At 69.5% G+C, this 22297-nt stretch carries 18 protein-coding genes and 2 pseudogenes; 11 read left to right on the top strand and 9 right to left on the bottom strand.

Annotated elements, in window-relative coordinates; translation table 11 throughout:
• Window positions 1-29: 29 nt before the first annotated feature.
• From ACJMNC_RS17695 to ACJMNC_RS17665, 7 genes and pseudogenes are all read left to right on the top strand, one after another.
• Window positions 30-908, top strand: coding sequence for an SDR family oxidoreductase (locus ACJMNC_RS17695; RefSeq protein WP_408949273.1), 879 nt, complete (start codon window positions 30-32; stop codon window positions 906-908).
• Window positions 909-935: 27 nt separating this feature from the next.
• Window positions 936-2213, top strand: a complete 1278-nt coding sequence (locus ACJMNC_RS17690) for an acyl-CoA dehydrogenase family protein (protein WP_408949272.1) — start codon at window positions 936-938, stop codon at window positions 2211-2213.
• A 5-nt stretch (window positions 2214-2218) separates the two neighbouring features.
• Window positions 2219-3076 (top strand): alpha/beta fold hydrolase, encoded by an 858-nt coding sequence (locus tag ACJMNC_RS17685; protein WP_408949271.1) that lies wholly within the window; start codon window positions 2219-2221, stop codon window positions 3074-3076.
• 86 nt (window positions 3077-3162) lie between these two features.
• A pseudogene (locus ACJMNC_RS17680) lies at window positions 3163-3495 on the top strand (AMP-binding protein); the annotation flags it as partial.
• Window positions 3496-3725: 230 nt separating this feature from the next.
• Window positions 3726-4703: an AMP-binding protein gene (locus ACJMNC_RS17675; RefSeq protein WP_408949270.1), complete on the top strand. Its 978-nt coding sequence runs from the start codon at window positions 3726-3728 to the stop codon at window positions 4701-4703.
• Window positions 4704-4956: 253 nt separating this feature from the next.
• Window positions 4957-5376, top strand: a complete 420-nt coding sequence (locus tag ACJMNC_RS17670) for a hypothetical protein (protein WP_408949269.1) — start codon at window positions 4957-4959, stop codon at window positions 5374-5376.
• 125 nt (window positions 5377-5501) lie between these two features.
• Entirely contained in the window at window positions 5502-6653 is a 1152-nt protein-coding gene (locus ACJMNC_RS17665; RefSeq protein WP_408949268.1) for a YncE family protein, read from the top strand.
• An 88-nt stretch (window positions 6654-6741) separates the two neighbouring features.
• On the opposite strand, the gene ACJMNC_RS17660 is transcribed toward ACJMNC_RS17665, so the two are convergent.
• From ACJMNC_RS17660 to ACJMNC_RS17635, 6 genes are all read right to left on the bottom strand, one after another.
• Window positions 6742-7572 carry an ABC transporter ATP-binding protein gene (locus ACJMNC_RS17660; RefSeq protein ID WP_408949267.1) on the bottom strand — a complete coding sequence of 277 codons (831 nt, stop codon included), beginning with the start codon at window positions 7570-7572 and terminating at the stop codon, window positions 6742-6744.
• Window positions 7569-8240, bottom strand: coding sequence for a FadR/GntR family transcriptional regulator (locus ACJMNC_RS17655; protein WP_408949266.1), 672 nt, complete (start codon window positions 8238-8240; stop codon window positions 7569-7571). Before ACJMNC_RS17655 ends, ACJMNC_RS17660 begins: the two co-directional genes overlap by 4 nt.
• 188 nt (window positions 8241-8428) lie before the next feature.
• On the bottom strand, window positions 8429-9007 hold the full coding sequence (locus tag ACJMNC_RS17650) for a beta-class carbonic anhydrase (protein ID WP_408949265.1): 579 nt from the start codon (window positions 9005-9007) through the stop codon (window positions 8429-8431).
• Between the two features lie 137 nt (window positions 9008-9144).
• Window positions 9145-10902, bottom strand: coding sequence for a sulfite reductase flavoprotein subunit alpha (locus tag ACJMNC_RS17645; RefSeq protein WP_408949279.1), 1758 nt, complete (start codon window positions 10900-10902; stop codon window positions 9145-9147).
• Between the two features lie 2 nt (window positions 10903-10904).
• Complete coding sequence (locus ACJMNC_RS17640) at window positions 10905-12398, bottom strand: cytochrome P450 (RefSeq protein ID WP_408949264.1); 1494 nt, start codon at window positions 12396-12398, stop codon at window positions 10905-10907.
• Between the two features lie 101 nt (window positions 12399-12499).
• On the bottom strand, window positions 12500-13123 hold the full coding sequence (locus ACJMNC_RS17635) for a TetR/AcrR family transcriptional regulator (RefSeq protein ID WP_408949263.1): 624 nt from the start codon (window positions 13121-13123) through the stop codon (window positions 12500-12502).
• A gap of 145 nt (window positions 13124-13268) precedes the next feature.
• Between ACJMNC_RS17635 and ACJMNC_RS17630 the strand changes: the two genes are divergently transcribed.
• The 3 genes from ACJMNC_RS17630 to ACJMNC_RS17620 all read left to right on the top strand — a co-directional run bounded on the left by ACJMNC_RS17630 (window position 13269) and on the right by ACJMNC_RS17620 (window position 16324).
• Window positions 13269-14315, top strand: a complete 1047-nt coding sequence (locus tag ACJMNC_RS17630; RefSeq protein ID WP_408949262.1) for an NAD(P)-dependent alcohol dehydrogenase — start codon at window positions 13269-13271, stop codon at window positions 14313-14315.
• Between the two features lie 76 nt (window positions 14316-14391).
• Complete coding sequence (locus tag ACJMNC_RS17625; RefSeq protein ID WP_408949261.1) at window positions 14392-15573, top strand: YncE family protein; 1182 nt, start codon at window positions 14392-14394, stop codon at window positions 15571-15573.
• 46 nt (window positions 15574-15619) lie between these two features.
• Complete coding sequence (locus ACJMNC_RS17620) at window positions 15620-16324, top strand: SIP domain-containing protein (protein ID WP_408949260.1); 705 nt, start codon at window positions 15620-15622, stop codon at window positions 16322-16324.
• A gap of 3 nt (window positions 16325-16327) precedes the next feature.
• Here the strand turns inward: ACJMNC_RS17620 and ACJMNC_RS17615 are convergent, their stop codons facing one another.
• Window positions 16328-16963 (bottom strand): TetR/AcrR family transcriptional regulator, encoded by a 636-nt coding sequence (locus ACJMNC_RS17615; protein WP_408949259.1) that lies wholly within the window; start codon window positions 16961-16963, stop codon window positions 16328-16330.
• Window positions 16964-17083: 120 nt separating this feature from the next.
• Here ACJMNC_RS17615 and ACJMNC_RS17610 point away from each other — a divergent pair, with 120 nt between their 5' ends.
• The gene (locus ACJMNC_RS17610) at window positions 17084-18508 is read left to right on the top strand and encodes an MFS transporter (protein WP_408949258.1); all 1425 of its coding nucleotides are present in this window, start codon (window positions 17084-17086) and stop codon (window positions 18506-18508) included.
• A 37-nt stretch (window positions 18509-18545) separates the two neighbouring features.
• On the opposite strand, the gene ACJMNC_RS17605 is transcribed toward ACJMNC_RS17610, so the two are convergent.
• Both ACJMNC_RS17605 and ACJMNC_RS17600 read right to left on the bottom strand, forming a co-directional pair.
• Window positions 18546-20564 carry a protein kinase domain-containing protein gene (locus ACJMNC_RS17605; RefSeq protein ID WP_408949257.1) on the bottom strand — a complete coding sequence of 673 codons (2019 nt, stop codon included), beginning with the start codon at window positions 20562-20564 and terminating at the stop codon, window positions 18546-18548.
• 95 nt (window positions 20565-20659) lie between these two features.
• Window positions 20660-22297: pseudogene (locus tag ACJMNC_RS17600) on the bottom strand (serine/threonine protein kinase); the annotation flags it as partial.

Raw genomic sequence — 22297 nt, 5'->3', positions numbered from 1 at the left:
CACAGACTATTCATGAAGGAGTTCATCAGATGGGTGCCCTGGACGGCCGGGTGGCAGTGATCACCGGCGCTGGACGAGGAATCGGACGCGAGCACGCGCTGCTCTTCGCCGGCGAAGGAGCCGCAGTGGTCGTCAACGACCTCGGCGGCAGCAACAGCGGTGACGGAGCCGACGCGGGTCCCGCGCAGGAAGTGGTCTCCGAGATCCTTGCCGGCGGTGGACGCGCAGTCGCCAACGCGGACAACATCGCCGACTGGGCGGGTGCGGAAGCACTTGTCGCGCAGGCGGTGTCGGAGTTCGGCAAGCTCGATGTGGTCGTCAACAACGCCGGAATCCTCCGCGACGGCTTCATTCCCACCATGTCGGAGTCCGACTGGGACGCGGTGGTCGCGGTCCACCTCAAGGGTCACTTCTCGGTGACCCGGCACGCCGCCGCGTACTGGAAGGCCGAGTCGAAGGCCGGACGTCAGCCCAACGCGGCGATCATCAATACGGCGTCGGCGTCGGGAGTGACCATGCCGAACGCCGGTCAGTCCAACTACGGCGCGGCCAAGGCCGCCATCGCCGCCCTGACCCAGGTCGCCGCCGAGGAGCTCGAGCGCTACGGGGTGCGCGCCAACGCCATCGCACCGATCGCGCGCACCCGGCTGACCCTCGCGACCCCGGGTATGGGCGCCATGATGGCGGCCGAGGCCGAGGACGTCGAAGAGGGCGGATTCGACGCCTTCAGCCCGGCGAACATCTCTCCGCTCGTCGCCTACCTGGCCACAGCGGACTGCCCGATCACGGGCAAGGTGTTCGCGGTGCAGGGCGGTGCGATCGACGAGCTCGCCGGCTGGCACGACGTCAAAACCATCGAGAGCGACGAGGCGTGGACCATCGACGACATCGCTCACCGACTCCCCTGACATCGACAACGAAAGCGACACCACATCATGTTCGAATGGTCTGAGACCGACGAACTCGTCCGGGAATCCGTCCGGGCCTTCATCGACAGGGAGATCCGCCCGAATCTCGACGCGCTCGAGCACGGCGACCTTCCGCCGTACGACATCATGCGCAAACTGTTCGCCGAGTTCGGTGTCGATGTCATGGCCGGCGAGGCCGTCGACAACATGCTCGCGAAGGCGCAGCGCAAGGCCGATCGGATCGCCGCCGGTGAACCCGAGCCCGAGAAGAAGCCCAAGAGCGACGACGGCGGTGCCAATCCGCTGGCGGCGCAGGCCAGCATGGCTGCCGTGGTCGTCAGCGAGCTGTCGGGAGTGACCCTGGGAAGCGTCGCGGCCATCGGCGTCAGTCTCGGGCTGGGCGCGGCGACCATCATGTCCCGCGGCACGCCGGCTCAACAGCAGCGCTGGCTCAAGGACCTCGTCACCCTGAAGAAGATCGCCGCGTGGGCGATCACCGAACCCGACTCGGGTTCGGATGCCTTCGGCGGCATGAAGACCTACGTGCGGCGCGACGGCGACGACTACATCCTGAACGGGCAGAAGACGTTCATCACGAACGGCCCCTTCGCCGACACGGTGGTGGTGTACGCGAAGCTCGACGAGGGCGACGGTGCCGACAAGCGTGACCGCAAGGTCTTGACGTTCGTGCTCGACAAGGGGATGGAGGGCTTCACCCAAGGTGCTCCGTTCGCGAAGATGGGCATGCACTCCTCCCCGACAGGCGAACTGTTCTTCGACAACGTCCGGCTGAGCCGGGACCGGCTGCTGGGCGAGACCGAGGACCATTCCGGCGGCGACGGACGTGACAGCGCCCGTTCGAGTTTCACCGTCGAACGCGTCGGCTGCGCCATCCTGGCCCTGGGCATCATCAACGAATGCCATCGGCTGTCTGTCGACTACGCGAAGAACAGGACCCTGTGGGGACAGGAGATCGGCCGATTCCAGCTGATCCAATTGAAGCTGGCCCAGATGGAAGTGGCGCGCCTCAACGTCCAGAACATGGTGTTCGCGGCATTGAGTGCGTTCGGGGCCGGCTCCCTTCCGACCCTGGCCGAGGCCTCGGCGATGAAGCTGTACTCGACCACGGCGGCGACCGACGTGGCCATGGAGGCCGTGCAGTTGTTCGGCGGCAACGGCTACATGTCCGAATACCGCGTGGAACAGCTCGCGCGCGACGCCAAATCGCTGATGATCTACGCCGGCAGCAACGAGATCCAGGTGACCCACGTCGCCAAGGCTCTCCTCGGCTCTGATCGAAGGTAACCGGTGTGATCACTGAATCGCGCCGACGCTGCGGCTCGGTCGACACGAAGACCCTCACCGTCGACGGCACCGGGCCCACGATCCTGCTGCTGCACGGCTTCGGCGACAGCGCCGAGACCTGGCGCGGCGCCCTGCCCCTGATCGAGCGCGCCGGCTATCGCGCGGTGGCCGTCGACATGCCCGGCTTCGGCGTCACCGCTCCGCTCGGCGCCGGTCCCGTCCTGCCCCGATGGGACCACGTCGTCGACGCGATGCTCGAGGAGCACGGGCCCGCCGTACTCGTCGGAAACTCGCTCGGCGCAGCGGCGGCGATCCGCGCCGCCGCCCGTCGGGGGGACTCGGTGCGTGCGGTCGTCGCCCTCGACGATCCGGTCCTCGCCGCGCATCGGGGAATGTCGTTCGCACGGTCTCCACGGGTACTCAACGCCGTGCAGTGCTCGCACGTGTTGGCCCGGCTGCCCCAGCCGGTGACGCGCCGACTCGTGCGGGCAGTGGTACCGAGCCTGCTTTATCAGCGGCGCGCACGCGCCGACCGCGCCGTGATCGACCGGTGGGTCGCGTCGATCGACTCGGCCACCTTGGACGTCTACGCGGAGCTGGTCAACCGGATCGCGTGCGAGACCGAGGCCGGCCATCCGGCGGCCGGGGTCGAGTGCCCGACGCTGATCATCCACGGTGCGCACGATCGGATCATCCCGGTGTCCGCCAGCAGATCGCTCCATGCCGCTGTACGCGGGAGCGAGTTGGTGGTGCATCAGCGTGCCGGGCACTGTCCGCAGCTGGAATATCCCGACTGGCTCGTTCACACCGTCGTCGACTTCCTCAGGCGACGCGTCATCAGTAGTTCTACGGAGGTCTGTTGAACACATCCAGAACACCCGGCCTCGCCGGGGTGCACCGCGGTGCCGCCGACCGGCTTCGCGCCGTGAAGGTCGTGGCCCGATCGGGCATGATCGACCCGACCAGTCCGTACTCGATGCTGCGGGATGCGCTCGGCATGCGTGCGTACGGACCCGTCGCCGGAGCCCTTCGGGTGGCCGCGCGCCGATATCCGGAGCGGGTGGCGCTTGCCGACGACACCCGGTCGGTGACGTTCACGCAGCTGGACCGCCGGACCGATGATCTCGCAGCGTCGCTGGTCGCCGACGGCAGAGGTGGTGGCACGACCATCGCAGTGCTGTGCCGCGATCGCTGCGCAATGGTCGAGGCGATGATGGGCGCGGCGAAAGCCGGTGCGGGCCTGGTTCTGATGAACACCGGAATGAGCCCGGTGGAACTGCGCGAGGTCTGCGCCCGGGAGTCCATAGACCTCGTGTTCCACGATGCGGAGTTCACCGACCGGCTCGCCGACGTGGGAGTCGAACGCATCGTCATCGGCGGCTCCGACGATGCGTTCGAGGGGTACGTGTCCGATGGTGCGCGACGGCCGAGTGCGCCGCGGCCCGGTCGCCCGGGCCCCTTACCATCCTCACCGGAGGCACGACGGGAACCCCGACGGGAGCCCCGCGTACCGTGCGTTCACCGCTCGTCGCGGCGCAGTTCCTGGACCGTATCCCCCTGCCGGCCCGCGGAACCTGCGTGGTGGCCGCGCCGTTGTTCCACGGCACCCGGCTCACACAGTTCCTCATCTCGCTCGCTTTGGGGACGACCAACATCCTGGTGGGCAAGTTCGACGCCGAACGGGTGCTATCACTGATCGACGAGTTCTCGGCGACCACCGTCGTTCTGGTCCCCACCATGCTCGGCCGCATTCTCGGTCTCGGTGACGAGGTGCTCGACCGGTACGACACCTCAAGCGTCTCGGTCATGTTCTGTGCCGGCTCCGCTCTGCCGGTGTGTGTCGCCGAATCCGCGGCTGAGCGCTTCGGACCCGTTCTCTACAACCTGTACGGATGGAGCGAAGTGGGTGTGGCCGCCGTCGCGACCCCGGACGATCTCGCCGAGGCCCCCGGCACCGTCGGCCGTCCTCCCGCCACTTCGGTGGTCCGCCTCTACGGACCCGGGGATCGTCCCATCACCGCGCCCGACGAGCCCGGAACGATCTATGTCGGTGGACTCCTGTCGTTCAAGGGGTACAGCGGAGGCGGACACAAGAAGACGATCGACGGTTTGCTGTCCAGCGGCGACATCGGTCATTGGGACGCCCACGGACGTCTGTTCATCGACGGCCGCGACGACGACATGATCGTCTCCGGTGGAGAGAACGTCTTTCCCGGAGAGATCGAAGAGCTGCTCTACGCACACCCGGACATCGCCGAAGCCGCGATCGCACCGGTCCCGGATGCCGATTTCGGGCAACGCCTGGCGGCATACGTGGTCCGCGCAGAAGGCTCGGCAATCGATGCCGATGCGGTTCGCCACTACGTCAAAGCCAGGCTCGCGCGGTACAAGGTGCCCCGAGACGTCGTCTTCGTCGACGCACTGCCGCGCTCATCCCTGGGAAAGCTGCTTCGGCGTGAACTGCTCGAGACGCCCGGAGACGGCGCCTGACCACGCCGCGCTGACTCCGCGCCGGCGCCCGACCCGAAAAACTTGGGCGACTTGACCGACCCCTGAGGTCGGTCAAGTCGCCCAAGTTCTGCGCCGAGTGCACCGTGTCGGCGCGACGCCACAGAACGCGGCTGAATCGCTCGGTGACGCGAGGCCCAGCGTGCAGGTTCAACGACGCTACCGTTGGCGGTGGTCGATCAGTGACTCCCGGAGCGACTGAGTCGGCGAGCTTTCAGGATGGAAGGAGCACCGGGTGCAGTGGCGCGAGCCGGCGACGGCACTGGGGGTGAGCATCATCGTGATCGCTCTACTGATCGCCCTCGGCTTCGCGGGAGTCGCGGTGCTGTCCTGGCTGCACGACGACTGCGACGATGCCGTGCCGTTGGCGGAGAGGGCCGGGCTGAGTCTCTCGTCCGGCGATGAGGTGCTCTCCTGCGAGATGCGTCCGGCCATGCCGGACTCGTCGGCGAGCCTGGAGGTGCGGACCGCCTCCGAAACGGACCGGCTGGCGCTGCTGCAGCGGTCGGGTGCCACGATCCGTTCCGGCGGTGACCGCGAACCCGGCGTGATCGAGTACGGCCGGGACCAGATCCCCACGTACACGCTGCGCATCACCTACGACGAGAACGTCGAGCACGGGCTGCTGCTGCACGTCCATGCCGCGACCATGTAGCGCCGGGCAGAGCCGTGAACCGGCCGATCGCAGGTGACGGTCACGACTCGACGGCGCGGCGTGTGGTCGAGGACGCAAGAAGAAGTAGTGGATCCTAAGGGGATACTCAGGTTAGCCTTAGTTCCGTGAAATCTCGCCTCTCTAAGGTCCGCGCTGCTGCGCTGACCGTCACCGCCGCCTTCTCCCTCGGGCTGGTCGCCGCACCGGCCTCCCATGCCGCACCCGCCAGCCCGGCGCCGGCCGTGCCGCAGCCGGCCGGCTACAGCATCCACGGCTACAACATCGGCGAGGGCAACTACCGCGGTGCCATCGACGCGCAGACCGGTGATCTGTGGTTGACCAATGTGTCGCCGATGAGCGGCGCCACCAGGTCGGTGATCTATCGGGTCAACCCGAACACGATGGACATCAAGCAGCGGATCAATGTGACGCAGAAGGCCGACACCGGCGGTCACGGCAGTGTCGCCGCTCAGTACGAGATCGGCGTGCCGAAGACCGGCAACACCGTGTGGACCACGGCCGCCGCCGCCAACGGCGGCGAGGCGAACGTGTGGGACAAGACCACCGGCCGCCGCCTCGCCAACATCGGCAACCTGCCGCATTCGCACTCGGTCGAGTTCATCGAGGACCTGCGGATCGCCGTCATCTCGGTCACCCCGGGCCTGGTCTTCTTCGACATGGACACCTTCAAGCGCCTCGGCGAGGTCAAGTACCCCTCGGGCGGCAAGCAGCTCGGTGCCGGCGTGGTGGTCACCGACGAGAGCCCGGCGGGCGCCACCGTCACCAGCACCTCGTACTACACCGACCTCACCCAGTTCCGCGTGACGCGCAGCGGTGACTCGGTCCAGGCCAAAGTCAAGTGGAACACCCGTCAGGCGATCGACGAAGGCCACGGCAGCGTGGCCGCCGACGCCCGGACCAACCGCCTGTACGTCAACAACCTGTACCAGGGCCTGTCGGTGTACAACCTGCGGACCGGCAAGCACATCGGCGATGTGAACACCGGCCCGGGCACCAACTCGATGCTCGTCTTCCAGGGCAAGCTGTACGCCGCCAACTACTTCCTCGGCTTCATCTCGGTGATCGACCAGAAGACCCTCGGCGTGACTCAGCTGATGACCACCGGACTGCTGCCCAACCAGCTCCTGGGCTGGAAGAAGAACACCTTCCTGGTGATCGACAAGGCGTCGTCCATCTCGGAACTGCCGTCCGGTCTGCTCGGCTACCCGCTGCCGCCGGTCGGCGGTGACCACATCTACAAGGTCACCAAGCACTGATCTGACCAGAACGAGCCCCGATCCCGCGCTGCGGGATCGGGGCTCGACTGCGTGTGCGGCACATCCGCGCCGAGCGCCGGGCTGCCGCTCAGGCCGATTGCGGCCGCGCCCCGTCCTCGCCGATGGCGCCGGTGGGCTCGGCGCGCGCGGTCCAGCGCCCGGCCTGCGACTCCACCCGGATCGGATGCTCGAAGGCGGCCGAGACGTTCGCCGAGGTCAATACCTGCGCCACCGGACCGGCGGCGACGATCCGTCCGTCGGCCAGCAGCGCCGCGTGGGTGGTGCCCGGCGGCAACTCCTCGAGATGGTGGGTCACCAGCACCGAGGCGAGCCGGGAGTCGACGCGTTCGAGGCGGTCGATGGTCTCGAGGAGCTGCTCCCGGGCGGCGACGTCCAGGCCGGTCGTCGGCTCGTCGAGCAGCAGTACCCGCGGATCGATGATCAGGGCCCGGGCGATCAGGGCCCGGCCGCGTTCGCCCTGGGACAGGTCGGGCCAGCGCCGCTCGGCCTTCCCGGCCAGTCCCACCTCGGCGATCAGTTCGTCGGCGCGCGCGATCTGCACCGCGGACGGCTCCCATCGGGGCGGAAGGTCCACGGAACCGTGCACTCCGGAGAGCACCACCTGGCGGATCGTCAACGGGGAGCTGAGCCGATGACGTGGATTCACGTGGCCGATCACCTGCCGCAGCGCGCGCAACTCCACCCGGCCCAGGCGCTGCCCGAGCACCTCCACCTCGCCGACCGTCGGATGCGTCACCGCGCCGATGAGCGAGAGGATGGTGCTCTTCCCGGCGCCGTTGGGTCCGAGCAGTGCCCAGTGCTCACCGGTGCGGACGGTCAGGTCCACGCCGGTGAGGATGTCCCGGCCCGCCCGCCGGAGGCCGACGCCGGTCAGCCGGATCACGGGGGTGCCGGTCATCGCAGCGCCTGCTTGAGCGTCGACAGATGAGCCCGGCTGGTTTCGGCGGTCAGTTCCGGATCCCGTTGCGCCACAGCGTCGGCCAGGCGAGCGTGGGCCGGTTGGTCGTCGGCGCAGAGCGAGGCGGACTGCAGCCTGAGCAGGTCGATCATCGCCCGGCGGATCCGCGGGACGAAGCCGTCGAAGAGGTCGAGCAGGACGTCGTTGTGGGCTGCGGCGACCACGGCGCGGTGAAAGGCCATGTCGGCATCGACGTAGTCGTCGACGGACAGACCGTCGGCGGCGCGGCCGGCCAGAGCGCGGCGGATGGTCCGCAGGTCGGCGGGTGTCCGGCGTTCGGCGGCCAGCTTCGCCGCCTCGGTCTCGATCGCGATCCGGCCCTCGACCACGGAGAGGATCGATGCCCGCCGGAGCACCTGGTCCCAGTCCTCGACCACGTCGATCGCGGTGACGAAGACGCCTGCACCCTGGCGGGGGTCGAGCACGCCTTTGCCGGCGAGTTCGCGGATCGCCTCGCGCACCGTGGAGCGGCCCACCCCGATCTGGGCGGCCAGTGTGGTCTCGCCGGGCAGCTTGTGGCCCAGCGGCCATTCTCCGGCCCTGATCCGGTCGAGCAGGATGTCCGCGACCTGCGTCGCCAGCGGACTGCGCTGCACCGCGCTCACCATCGGTGTCTCCTGATGTCTCGAATGACTGTCGGAGGCACTGTATCAACCCCTTGCAACGGAATAACCTGCAGGTGGGGGATATTGACCAGTCGTCTTGTCTGAGGAGTATGACTCGTTTGAGAGGTCAGTTGCCTGAGGAGTCCCGGCCGCACTGCCGGGCCGGATCGGTCCGGCAGTGCGGCGCGGGGTCAGCTCGCTGAGCCGGCCTCCGTGGCGGCGGGCACCTCCACCAGCCGGCCGGTCGCGACGTCGTAGATGTAGCCGTAGACGGGGATGCCGGCGGGGACGAGCGGGTGCGCCTTGATTCGCCGGACGTCTTCGGTCACCGACTGCGCCTGATCGGCGATGGTCAGCCAGTCGATGTAGTCGGCCTCCCGCGACCCCGGCCCGATGCCGACATCGCGGAAACCGTCGGCGCCGAGCTCGGCGGTCTCGAGGCTCGCGGCCAGCAGATCGCGGATCACCTCGTCGGTGAAGTACTCCATACCGCAGTCGCTGTGGTGGATGACGAACCACTCCTTGGTGCCGAGCAGTTTGTACGAGATGACCAGCGAGCGGATGGCATCGTCGCTGGCCCGGCCACCGGCATTGCGGATGACGTGGGCGTCGCCCTCGGCCAGGCCGGCGTACTTCGCCGGGTCGAGCCGGGCGTCCATACAGGTGAGGATGGCGAAGCCGCGCGCCGGCGGCAGTGCGAGATCGCCTTTGTCGCCGAAGCTCTCGGCATAGGCGTTGTTGGCGGACAGGACTTCCGGAAGGACGGACACGATCGGCTCCGAGCAGGGTGCGTTGTGGGCGGGGACATAGTGCCCGGCAAGCATAAGTACTGATCAGACGCGGACAGAAGACCTGAAACCAGGCTGGTTCTTAGGCTTCCGCGGATCGTCGGCCGGTGCGCGAGAGGTCAGTACACGTCCCGCTGGTACCGGTTCGCGGCGGTGAGGGCGTCGAGGTACTCGCGGGCCTGCGCCGGGGAGAGCCCGCCGTGCTCGGCCACGATCTCGGTCAGTGTCACGTCGACGTCGGCGGCCATCGCCGTGCGGTCACCGCACACGTACAGGTGCGCGCCGCCGGACAGCCAGCGGTACAGCTCGGAACCGTTGGCGCGCATGAGATCCTGCACATACCGCCGTTCCGGCTGGTCCCGGGAGAAGGCCAGATGCAGCTCACGGAGATGTCCGGAGCTCCGCCAGCCCTCGAGCTCTGACTCGTAGAGGTAATCGGTGGCGCGGTTGCGGTCGCCGAAGAAGAGCCAGTTCGGGCCGGTCGCCCCGCGGGCGGCCCGGTCGGCGAGGAAGCCGCGGAACGGGGCCAGACCCGTTCCCGGGCCCACCATGATCATCGGTGCGGTGTGATCGTCGGGCGGTGCGAACGCCGGGTTGGGAACCGGACGGACGTCGAGGCGCTCGCCCTCGCGGATCTGATCGGCGAGGAAGGTCGAGCAGACGCCGCCCCGGGACCGATCCTCACGCGTCCAGCGGGGTACGGCGACAGTCAGGTCGACCCGGGACGGGTCGTCGGCCGGACTCGAGGCGATCGAGTAGATCCGTGGCGCCAGAGGTCCCAGCAGTCCGAGCACCCGCTCCGGGTCCCAGATGCGATCGCTGTCGATGTTCAGCAGATCCAGCACGTCCATGCCGGCCAGCGCCTCGGTGAGCCGATGGTCCGGGCGGCTCAGGACCGTACGGAGTGCGGCCGAGCCGGTTTCGGCGGCGACGTGGTCGAGCAGTCCCCGCCCGGGCCGGCCGATGTCCTTCCGGCGGGACAGCAGCGTCGCCACCGGTTCGGTCTGCCCCGCCGGGATCGTCTGCGGATCCATCCGGAGACGATCACACAGGGCACTGACCAGGGACGGTGCGTTGCGGGGCAGGACGGCGAGGCCGTCGCCGGGGGTGAACGAGATCGAGTCGGGATCGATCTCGAGGGTCAGGTGCCAGACCTCCTTGGTCGACGCCGGGCCGGTCAGGCGCCGACGTGCCCGGACCGTCGCGCTCTGCCAGGACCGTTCGGTGAGCCGGCCGGTGCCCACCGCGGGCAGGTCGTCGGCGCTGCCCAGGCCGAGCCGCTCGTAGACGATCCGGGTGATCGCCTCGATCCAGCCGGCCGCCGCGGCGTCGAAGTCGGCGTCGCAGTCGCGGCGCTCGAGCAGCCGCTGCCCGCCGAGTTCTTCGAGCCGGGCGTCGAGGGTCCGGCCGGCGCCGCAGAAGTGCTGGTAGCTGCGATCGCCGAGGGCGAGGACGGCGAATCCGGTGCCGCCGGTCAGGGCCGTGCCGTCGGTTCCGCCGAGTGCGGCCACGAATCCCTGTGCTGCCGTGGGGAAGTCGCCGTCACCGGTGGTCGAGCAGATGACGGCCACCGTCTTCATTGCGGCGAGATCGGCCGGGCCGACGTCCTCGAGTCCGATCGAGACGACATCGGCGCCGACCCCGACCAGGGACTCGGCGAGCGCGTCGGCGATGTATTCGGCGTTGCCGGTCTGCCCGGCGAAGAGGACATAGGCGGTGGTGTCCGCGGCGGACGGATCCACGCGGCCGCCCGCGTCGCCGGCGACGATCACCGGTGCGGGCGGTTGCACCAGGTACTGCGGCGGATTGAGCCGGGCGTGGGCCGAGCGCAGCAGGGCGAGGGTCGCGTGGTGGACGGGAGCGGTGAGCGCCGGCATGGTCACGGCACCTGCGTCGGGCGAAGCATCAGGCCGCCGACCGGGGTCAGGGTGGGGGTGTTGGCCACCTTGAGACGGGTGTCGGGGGTGGTCTCCATCCGGAACCGGCCGAGCAGGGTAGCCGCGACGGCATGCGAGACGGTGAGCCCGAAACGCTGCCCGAGGCAGATCCGGGCGCCGCCGCCGAACGGCACGTATGCGCCCTGCGGGATCGTCGCGCGGTTCTCCGGGGTGAAGCGGTCGGGGCGGAACGACTCCGGATCGTCCCAGAGCTCCGGCAGGTGATGGGTGATCCACGGCAGGTAGTTCACCGGTGTGCCTGCCGGAATGCGGTGGCCGCCGATCGTCACATCGCGGGCCGCCTGGCGCGCGCCGATCCACACCGGCGGATACAGGCGCAGCGTCTCGTCGATGGACGTCGACAGCCGGGGGATCGAGCCCATCAGGTCCCCGAAGCCGAGGTGCAGCGGGGTGCCGGGTGCGCGGCGGCCGGCGATCTCGCGGATCTGTGCGCGCACGCCGTCCTGAATGGTGGAGTTGCGCGCCAGCTCGTACATCAGGAAGGCCAGTGTCGAGCTGGTGGTGTCGTGCCCGGCGAAGAGGAGCGTCATCACCTGGGAGGCGATCTCCTCGTCGGTGTAGCTGCTGCCGTCGTCGAAGGTGGTCTCGACCAGAATGCTGACCAGGTCGGCGCCGGGTTCGGGCCGGGCCCGGGTGACGGCGATGTGGTCGGCGACGATCTTCTCGAGCACCTTCTTGGATTTCTGCATGGCGTGCCAGGCGCTGCCGGGGCCGCGGAGCAGCCGCCCGAAGTTCCCGCCGAAGGCGGCCAGCGCCGTCTCGAAGTGTTCGGCGGCCAGGGCGGCGGTGGCCTCCTGACTCTCGTCGAAGCCGACCAGGGCGCGCATGGCGATGCGCATGGTCAGGTCGCGGGCCCATGCGTTGACGTCGACGGCCGCTCCCGGTTCGAGCGCGTCGACGGCGGCAGCGGCCTCGGCGAAGATCAGCGCGAGGTGCTCCTCCATGCGTGCGCGGTGGAAGGCCGGGTCCATCAGCCGGCGGGCCCGGTCGTGCAGTTCGCCGTCGGAGGTCAGGATCCCCAGGCCCAGTAGTGCGGACATCTCGCCGAAGGCGCCGCCGCGCCAGTTGAAGGCGTCGGCCTTGTCCACCTGGATCTCGCGGATGGCCTCGGGGGCGGTGACCATCACCATCAGCTGAGGACCGGCAGGCACGGTGAAGACGCCGCCGAAACGCCGATGGCAGTCGACGAGGGTGGCGACCGGGTTGCGCATGAGCTGCAGCTGGAAGCCGAGCTTGCGCCACGGCACACCCGGCGGGAGCCGGCTGGCGTGCTCGACGTTGAACAGCACGTCCCGGACCACTTTGCCGACGGGGTTCTGCGGCGGCGCCGGATCGGGTTCGCGGCGGCTGCCGGCGGGATCCGGCGCCGAGGCCCGATCGCGGGCGGATGTGCGCGCAGCTGTCTCGACGGTCATCGAACCTCCCGGGTGATCTCGACCACATCGAATCGTGACAACGAGCGTAGCTGACTACGGGTGTATTCAAAAGGGGTGTGGTGCGGGAACTCCGCCGAGGATCAGCGGCCGTGGCCGGCTGCGGCGAGGGTGGTGCCGATGGTGAAGTCGGTGAGGTGGTCGACGAGCTGATCGCGGGTGATGTCGAGCCTGCCGTCGGCGACGCCGAAGATGGTCTCGAGTGCGCCGCCGGCCAGAAAGAGGGTGAGCGCGGACGAGCCCTGCTCGGGGGCGGGGACGGAGACAGGGTCGGCGTTGATCGAATCGACCAGGCGCAGCACGATGTCGAGCCGTTTGCGCTGCAGGGACGGGTCGCCGGCGCCGACCGCGGCGATCAGCGCCGTTCTCCGGGGGTCGTCGAGGATGGCGTCGATGGCCGCCGACAGTCCCCGGTGGATGCGTTCCCGCGGCGGCGCGTCCTGCGCAGCCGACACGGCCTCGGCGCCGGCGGACAGGACGGTGTCGGCGACGTCGTCGAGAAGAGTGGAGAAGAGCTCGTCGAGATTGGCGAAGCTCTCGTAGAAGTAGCGCGACGTCAGGCCCGCACGGCTGCAGATGCCGCGGACGCTCGCCGAGCCGAAGCCGGCCTCGGTCACCTGGTCGAGGGCGGCGTCGATCAGCTGGGTCCGACGCCGAGCCCGTCGCTCGTCGGCGGACTCACCGAGAAACTGCCGCTGCCGGCCCATGCGTCCACACTCTCACATCCGCCGCCGCGGCCGGAGTTTCCGCCGGAGGAGGCGGTGTGCGTCGGATGGGCGCGACGTGCGACCGGCGACATATGCGTGATCGCGAGTACGTTGGGAGGCACAAGCCGATCCCCGGAGGAGTGCCATGCCCGACGTCGCCGCCTATGCCATCGATGCGCCTGACGGCCGCTACACCAAGACCACCATCACCCGCCGCGAACCCGGTCCCACCGAGGTCTACTTCGACATCGCGTACGCGGGCATCTGTCACTCCGACATCCACACCGCACGCGGCGAATGGGGCCGGGTCCACTACCCGCTGGTCGCCGGGCACGAGATCGCCGGCGTGATCAGCCGGGTCGGGTCCGAGGTCACCGAGTTCGCGGTGGGCGACCGGGTGGGCGTGGGCTGTTTCGTCGACTCGTGCGGCGACTGCGAGCAGTGCCGGGCCGGCGAGGAGCAGTTCTGCACCTCCACGCCGGGAGCGGTGTTCACCTACAACAGCATCGGGCGCGACGGCCTGCCGACGGCCGGCGGCTATTCCAAGGGCATCACGGTCGAACAGGACTACCTGGTCCGGATCCCGGACTCGGTGCCGCTCGAGCACGCCGCCCCGCTGATGTGCGCGGGTATCACCACCTACAACCCGCTCAAGCGATGGGGTGCCGGTCCCGGCAAGCGGGTGGGTGTGATCGGCATGGGCGGACTCGGTCACATGGCCGTGCAGTTCTCCGCCGCACTCGGCGCCGACACCACCGTCTTCGGCCGCACTCTGGCCAAGCGCGACGACGGCATCGCCCTCGGTGCCCGCGACTACGTCTCCACCCAGGACGCCGACCGGATGAAGGAGCTGCGCGGCTCCTTCGACATCGTCATCTCCACCATCTCCGACGGCATGGAGCTCGACGCTCTGCTCAAGCTGGTCAAGCCGCACGGCGTGGTGGTCAACCTGGGTCTGCCCGAGGCCTCGTCGGAGCTGAATCTCGGACTGCTCACCGGGCAGTCGCGCGTGCTGGCAGGCTCCAACATCGGCGGTATCCGGGAGACGCAGGAGATGATCGACTTCTGCGCCGAACACGGGATCGGGCCGATCATCGAACTGATTCCGGCCGAGCAGATCAACGAGGCGTACGACAACGTCGTCGCCTCCAAGGTGCGCTACCGCTACGTGATCGACGCCGCCACCATCTGACCGCTCCCACACGGCGTGATGCAGTCGACACCGCTCGATGTTAGGGCCGGCTAACATCGCTGCTAACCTGTCGGGCATGACCGTGCGAATCCGACAAAAGCGATCACTCCGAGCGGCCGTGCTGATGGTGGCGGCGCTGGTGGCCCTTCCGGTGACGACCGGCGCCCCGGCACTCGCGGCGCCGCCGAAAGACCTTGTGCCCGTGGGGCAGCCGGCGCCGACGAAGGCGGAGGGCTGGTCCTACCGCACCTCGGTGATCCCGGCCGGCGTGAACGGCGGCGCCGAACTGGCGGTGGACTCCGGGCGGGGCGAGGTCGTGGTCACCGACGCCGACTTCCTGGTCAAGGATCGCAGCCAGACCGAGGTGGTCCCGGATCCGCACATCCTGACCCCGAAGCTGTCGGTGCTGAACGCGAAGACCAAGAAGGTCGCGCACACCATCGACTTCACCACGCTGCCCCTCGACGAGATGAACTTCAAGGGTGCGCGGTTCCCGATGCTGCAGATCCCGTTCGGGCTGGCCCTGGACACCGAACTCGGCCGAGCGGTGACCACCAACACCCATCCGAACGGCGTCACCATCGTCGACCTCGACAAGCGCGCCGCCTCGGCCTCCGACATGGCCACCACCGGCAAGCTCGACCACCCGATGGGGGTGACCGTCGACAGCCGCACCCATCGCGCCTACGTCGCCAGCACCAACGACGACTCGGTCTCGGTGATCGACACCCGCTCGCGCCGCGAAGTGGCTCGCATCAGAGGGATCTACCTGCCGACCATGGTCGACGTGGATCCGGCCCGCAACCGGCTGTACGTGGGCAACGCGGACACCAAGAACTACAAGAACAACTTCGTCGCTGTGGTGGACACCACCACCAACCGGGTGATCAAGAAGATCGCCGCCCCGTACAACTCGCGGCCCACTGTGGACACCTCCACCGGCCTGGTCTACGCCGGCAGTTACAACACCGGACTGATCTCGGTGATCGACCCCGACTCGCTGACCGTGATCGACACCATCGAGACCGGCACCACGCCGGTGAAGGTGGCCATCGACGCTGCGCGCGGTCTGGCCTACACGCCGGATCTGCACCGCAAGTCGATCACCGTGATCGATCTGCGCGCCCGCAAGGCGGTGCTCACCGTGCCCACGGGGATCGCGATTCACTCGGTGGCCGTCGACCAGAAGAGCGGTACCGTGTTCGCCACGCAGAACCAGACCCCCAAGCTCACGGTCCTGAACGTGACCCGCAGCTGATCCCGCGCCCGCGGGCGGGGGGCCGCCGACGAAGGGATGTGACCGCATGGCCAAGACACTCGGATTCATCGCCGACCGGATCGCGGCATCGGGGTATGCGACGGAAGTCGTTGCCCGGGAACGGCTGAGCGAATCCCTGGTGCGGCTGATCGTGCGCTGCCCCGCGTTTGCGGGGGCGGAGATCACACCGGGCGCGGCGACCTCCTGGCGGGTCTCGCGCGCCGACTTCCGGCACTACACGCCGGCGGTGATCGACGGCGATGCGCTCAGCGTGATCATCGCCCTGCACGGTTCCGGCGAGGGTGAACGGCTGCTGCTGGGCCTGCAGCCCGGTGACGAGCTGACGGTGCTCAAATGGGCCGTCAAACGCAGCTTCGCCTGGCAGGACGGCGACCGGCCGATCGTGGTGGTCGGCGACGGAACGGTGATCTCGCTGGCCATGCAGTTCGAGCGGCGGATCGGCGACTCGGGCCGAGGGTTCCGTGCCGTGCTGGAGGTTCCGGAGGCGGACCGGGAGGCCGTGCACGCGCTGGTCCGCGGCGCGGAGACCGTCGCCCGCACCGGAACGCCCGGCGCGGGACTGGATGCGTACCTCGCCTCGGCGACGTTCACCGGGGACGAGATCTTCTACCTCGCCGGTCACGGACAGTCGATCCAGCGTCAGCGTGACCTGCTCAGAAGCCGATTCGGCATCGACCGCAAAGCCGTTCGCACACAGCCGTTCTGGGCGGACGGCAAAGTCGGACTGTAGCGGTCAGTCGCGGGCGGCGCGGGCGATGGCCCCGTCGACCTGATTCTCCACGGTCCGGCGGACGTCGAAGCCTCCGGACAGGTCGGGCCAATGCGGCAGGATACGGGTCACGTGGGGCAGGTCCGCGACGTCTGCGGGGTCGATCGTCTCGAACCACGACTGCTCGTCGGGGCCGCGGGCCGCGACCGCCCCGCGGTACTGAAGTTCGGACACGATCAGGTACCAGACGCCGCGCCAGGTCTCGAAGGCCTGCCGATCGTCGAGCCCCGCCTCGTGAGCGGCGTCGAAGAAGCGGTCGGCCAGTCCCAGTGCCGGTGTGCCGATGTTGGTGCCCTGCTGCAGGATCGAGACGATCCAGGGGATCTCGCCGAGCCGGACGAACATGTCCATGCCGATGGTGACCATCCGTTCACGCGGGGGTCCGGTCGGCGTCGTCCAGTCGATCCGGGCGGCCACCTCCGACAGTGCCAGCGACAGCAGTGTCGACTTGTTGCCCACGTACGGATAGAGCGTCATCGGCTTCGAGTCCAGCCGGGCCGCGAGCCGGCGCATGCTCAGTCCGGCCACCCCCTCGCTCTCGAGGATCGCGATGGCGGCATCGACGATGTCGCCGCGCTGCAGTGACCGGGCCGGAGGCATGTCTCCATCATGCGGCACGGCGGTCCGCCCTTGGCAGGGGGTTCGGGGAAGGCGTACATTCTCGTACGCGTACGAAAAGGTACGCGTACGAGAACAACGTCGATCGCAAGGAGGCCCGCCATGGCGACCACCGACACCGTCCGGCAGCGGCATCACACTCTGCTGCCGGCCACCGTCTTCGGGTTGCAGTTCCTCGTCGGACTGGACATGTCGCTGGTGAACATCGCCCTGCCCGACATCCAGCGCGAGCTCGGTTTCAGCGCGTCTGGCCTGCAGTGGGTGGTCAACGCCTACCTGCTCGGATTCGCCGGCTTCCTGCTGGTGGGCGGCCGCCTCGGCGATGTGCTCGGCCGCCGCGTGGTGGTGCCCGCCGGCCTCGCGGTCTTCGCCGCCGCGAGCCTGATCGGCGGACTCGCGACGGATCCGGCGATGCTGGTCATCGCGCGTGCCGTCCAGGGGCTGGCCGCAGCCACCCTGGCCCCGGCCGCCCTCGCCCTGGTCACCACCATCGACGAGCCGGCCGCCCGCAAGCGCGCCATGGCGCTGTGGGGTGCCGCCTCCGCGGCCGGCGGTGCGGTGGGCGTGGTGGCCGGCGGTCTGCTCACCGACTGGCTGGACTGGCGGGCGGTGCTCCTGGTCAACCTCCCCATCGTCGCGGTGATCCTGGCGGTGGCGCTGCGCGGCATACCGGTGCGGCAGCAGCGCACCCGATCACGGGTGGACCTGCTCGGCGGGACTCTGGTCACCGGCGGCACGGCGGCGCTGGTCTACGCCGTCACGGCCACCGGCGACCACGGCTGGAGTTCGTGGCAGACGCTGGTGGGCGCTGCGGCCGCGGTACTGCTGCTGGCCGGCTTCGGGGTGACCGAACGGTTCGGCGCCCATCCGCTCATGCCGGTGCGCGTGCTGGCCACCCGCAGCATCGTCGGCGCCAATGTCTTCGGCTTCCTGCTCGCCGCCGGGCAGCTCGCCGCCTTCTACTTCTGTTCGCTCTACATCCAGACCGTATGGGAGGTGAGTCCGCGGCTCGCCGGGGTGCTCTTCCTGCCGTTCTGCGGCTTCGTCGTGGTCGGTATCGCGCTGGCCTCGAAGCTCGCGCCGCGCCTCGGGGCCCGCGGCACCATCACCGTCCTCGGACTGGTCGGGGCGGCGGGACTGGCCGGCTTCGCGAGGATGCCCGAGCACTTCTCGTTCTGGACCGGCGTGCTGGTGCCGTCGATGCTCGCCGCCACCGGCATCGGCGGATCGATGATGCTCGTCGGCATCGCCGGAACGGCCGGAGTGTCCCCAGCAGACGCCGGCATCGCCTCCGGCGTCCTCAACAGCTCCCGCCAGCTCGGCGGCACCATCGGGCTGGCGGTTCTGGTGACGATCGCTGCGGGGCAAGCGATTCCGGCCGACGGTTACCGGCTCGGGCTGGCCGTGGCGGCCGGCTTCCTGGTCCTCGGCAGCGGTGCGGCCTGGCTGATCCTGCCCCGCACACCGGCCGCCGCTCCGCCGGCTGCCGGCGTGGAACCGGCGCCGGTGGACGCCGGCCGGTCCTGACCGCCGCACCGGCGGCCGGTCGGTCCCCGGCGACGGGTCAGAACTTCACCTCGACCGGCGTGCTCCGCATCTCGGTGGTGCCGTCACCGAGCTCGCCGGACTCGTTCAGACCCCAGCAGAAGACCTTGCCGTCGGCGATCGCGCAGGTGCGGCTGCCCGAACTCGAGATGGCCAGCTCGGTGGCATTCTTGAGCGACGCGACCGGAGCCGGCTTGGGAACCGAGCCGCTGATCGTGTCACCCCAGCACTGCACCTTCTGATCGAGCATCACCGCGCAGACGGCGTAGCCGCCGACGGCGACCGACTTGACGTCGGCCAGCACCGGCACCGGGCGCGGCTGATTCTTGTCGCTGCCGTCGCCCACGCTGCCGAACTGGTTGCTGCCCCAGCAGTAGAGCTCCCGGTCCATGCGCACCGCGCAGGTGGCGCCGTTGCCGGACGACGAGCCGCCGGTGACGATGGACGCCGGATAGGTCAGGCCCGTCACCTCGACCGGGGTGTTCCGGTCCTTGGTGGTGCCGTCGCCGAGCCGTCCCGCCGAGTTCAGGCCCCAGCAGTACGCGGTGGTCGAGGCGATGGCGCAGGTGGTGCCGTAGCTCATGGCGACGTCCGTCACCGAAGACAGCGTCTCCAGCTTGGTCGGGGAGGTGCGCGAGGAGGTGGTGCCGTCGCCGAGCTGACCGTCGGAGTTCATCCCCCAGCAGTAGAGATAGCTGTCGGCGATGGCGCAGAACGAGGAATCGGCCGCGATGTCGGTGACGTTCTCGAGGCCGGGAACCGGGGTGGGCACCAGCGGGGTCTTGGTCAACTCGCCCCAGCAGTACGCCTTGGCCTCGGCCACCGCGCAGGTGCTGAAGATGCCGACCGACACCGAGGTGACGTCCTTGAGCCCGGCCACCTTGACCGGGGTCCGGCGCGCATCGGTGGTGCCGTCGCCGACCTGCCCGTACTGGTTGCCGCCCCAGCAGTACAGTTCGCGCGCTTTGATCACGCAGGTGGTGTCGCCGTTGGTGCTGATCGCGGTGAAGGTGTCGGCCGCCGGCGGCGCCGACGGTCCCGCGTCATCGGAGCGGGTGGCGAAGAAGGCGATCGCCCCGACCAGAATCGCCACCAGGGCCACGCTGAGCGCACCGAAGAGCACGGTGCGCCGGCGGGAGGCGCCCGGCCGGTTCGTCGTGACCTTCTCGGTGGGTCCGTGCAGCTGCGCCGGGCTCAGGCCGCCGCCGGACACCGGCCCGCCCAGAGCCGCGTTGAGCGCGGCGGCGAACGCCTGGCAGTCCGGATAGCGCTTCTGAGGGTCCTTGTTCAGAGCTCGCTCGAACACCGGGTCGAGGGCCGCCAGGTCGGGGCGGAGACTGCTCACCGGCGGTGCCGGCCGGGACAGCACCGCCGCCATCAGCGCCGTCGTGGTCTCGCCCTGGAACGGTGGCTGCCCGGTCAGCAGCTTGTACATCGAGCAGGCCAGGGCGTACTGGTCGCTGGCCGGGGAGGCGGGCCGGCCGTCGATCAGTTCGGGGGCGCCGTAGGTGAGGGTGCCGACGAAGACCGACGTGGCCGTGACGCTGGTCGCGTCGGCCAGCTTGGCGATGCCGAAATCGAGCAGCACCACCTGGTCGATGGTGCCGTCCGCCTCGCGGGTGATCATGATGTTCCCGGGTTTGACGTCCCGGTGGATCACCTGGTGGCGGTGCGCGTAGTCGAGCGCCTCGGCGGAGCGCTGGGCGACCAGGGCGATCTCGCCGTCGGTCAGCAGCACGTCGTTCAGGTCGGTGCCGTCGAGATAGGTCATGGTGAACCAGGGCGAGTCGTCGTCGATCCCGTAGTGGTGGATCGAGACGATGCCGGGGTGGTTCAGCATGGCCACCGTGCGGGCCTCGTTGGTGAACCGCTGATGGAAGTCCGTGTCGCCCACCCCGGCGACGGAGATCACCTTCAGGGCCTCCCGGCGCAGCAGATGCGGATGTTCGACGAGGTACACCTGGCCCATACCGCCCGCGCCGAGCTGGTCGAGTACGCGATAGCCGGCGAATTCGCTGCCGGGTTCCAGATTTGCCATGGTCTAGCGCCTTCCGTTGCGGGCCGGTGTCCGGCGGCCTCGCGGGGTGGTCGATGGACGGCCAGCGGCCGCGCGGCCGGCGTGCGATGGGGTCATCAGAAGGTGACCTCGCTCGGGTTGGAGGTGAATTCGGTGGTGCCGATACCCAGCTGGCCGTGGTCGTTCTCGCCCCAGCAGTACGTCTTCTCGGTGGTCTCGGCGCAGACCGTGGACGCCCGGACGGTGACCGCCCGGACCTCGCCGGAGACGCCGTCGAACTTCTTCGGCGTCGTCAGGTAGCCGCGGGGATCGTCGAAGAGGCCGCCGAAGGAACCGTTGCTGCCCCAGCAGTAGAGCTGGGCGTCGGCGACCGCGCAGATGGTCTGGCTGCCGCTCGCCACGGACGTCACCCCGGAAAGGTCCTCCACCCGGCGGGGAGTGGGCGAGGCGGCCCGGCTCCCGTCGCCGAGCTGACCGAAGGAGTTGTTGCCCCAGCAGAGCAGACGGCCGTCGCTGATGGCGCAGTTGGTGCCCACCGCCGTCATCACCGCGGTGGCCTCGGAGACACCGGCGACCTCGGCCGGGGTGGTGCGATCGGCGAACGAGCCGGTCTGCACGTCCGGGGCCGAGCGCATGTCGCCCCAGCAGTAGACGTCGCCGGAGCCGGTGAGCGCGCAGGTCTGTGCACCCTCGGTGGTCAGTGCGGTGATCCCGGACTGCTTCACCTGAACCGGAGTGCTCCGGTCGTCGGTGGTGCCGTCGCCGAGCTGGCCGTGGCTGTTGGAGCCCCAGCAGTAGGCGGTGCCCTCGGCCACCGCGCAGGTGGTGCCCTCGGTGAGGATGTCGTCGCCGGTCAGGTACGAGTTGATCCCGGTGGTCACCGAGCTCACCCGCTGCAGGTCGCCCACCCGGGCCGGTTTCCCGACCGGTTCGGTGGTGCCGTCGCCGACCTTCCCGCTCTCGTTGGCGCCCCAGCAGTACAGCTGCTCATCGGCGATGGCGCACACGGTGCCGCCGCCGACCACGATGCTGCTCACCGTGCCCAGACCCGGCACCTTCACCGGGGTGGTCCGCTGTTCGGTGGTGCCGTCGCCGACCTGTCCGCTCTCGTTGGCGCCCCAGCAGTAGGCCTGGCCGTCGCGGACGGCGCAGGTCGTGGATCCGTCGGTCGACAGCGTGGAGGCGGTGGTCTGGTCCAGCGGTTCGTCACCGCCGGTGGCGAGGATCCCGACCACCGTGCCGGCGATCGCCAGCACCAGCACCACCAGTGCACCGATCAGGGCGAGCTTCCGGCGGCGGCGCGGGGCGCCGTCCGTCGGGGAATCAGGTCCACCGTCGCCCGAACCGTTCCCGCCTGCGGCGGGTGCTCCGGGATCCGGGCGGCTCGGGGCGTCCTGACCCGCGGGAGCAGTGGCGGCCTCGGCGCCGGGGGAGGACGGGGCCGGGGACGGGACCAGCGTGGGATTGCTCGGACCGGGCGGGGCCGCGGGCGGCGGGGCCAGAACGGCTGCCAGTGCGTCGACGAACACCCGGCACGACGGGTGCCGCGGCTCCGGGTCCTTGGCGAGTGCCCGGGCGAAGACCGGAGCCAGTCCGGCCGGCTCCGGGCGGCGGCTGCTGATCGGCGCGGGCGACTGCTGCAGATGTCCGTCGGCAACCTGCTGGTGCGAGCCGCCCGGGAACACCGGGGTACCGGTCAGCAGCCGGTAGAGCAGGCAGGCCAGGGCGTACTGGTCGGCGGCCGGGGTGGCCGC

Origin of the sequence: Gordonia sp. VNK21 (genome assembly GCF_046098115.1) — a bacterium.
Lineage (GTDB): Bacteria > Actinomycetota > Actinomycetes > Mycobacteriales > Mycobacteriaceae > Gordonia.
Note: the sequence above shows the minus strand (reverse complement) of the source record. Positions and strands in the feature narration are given on the sequence as shown.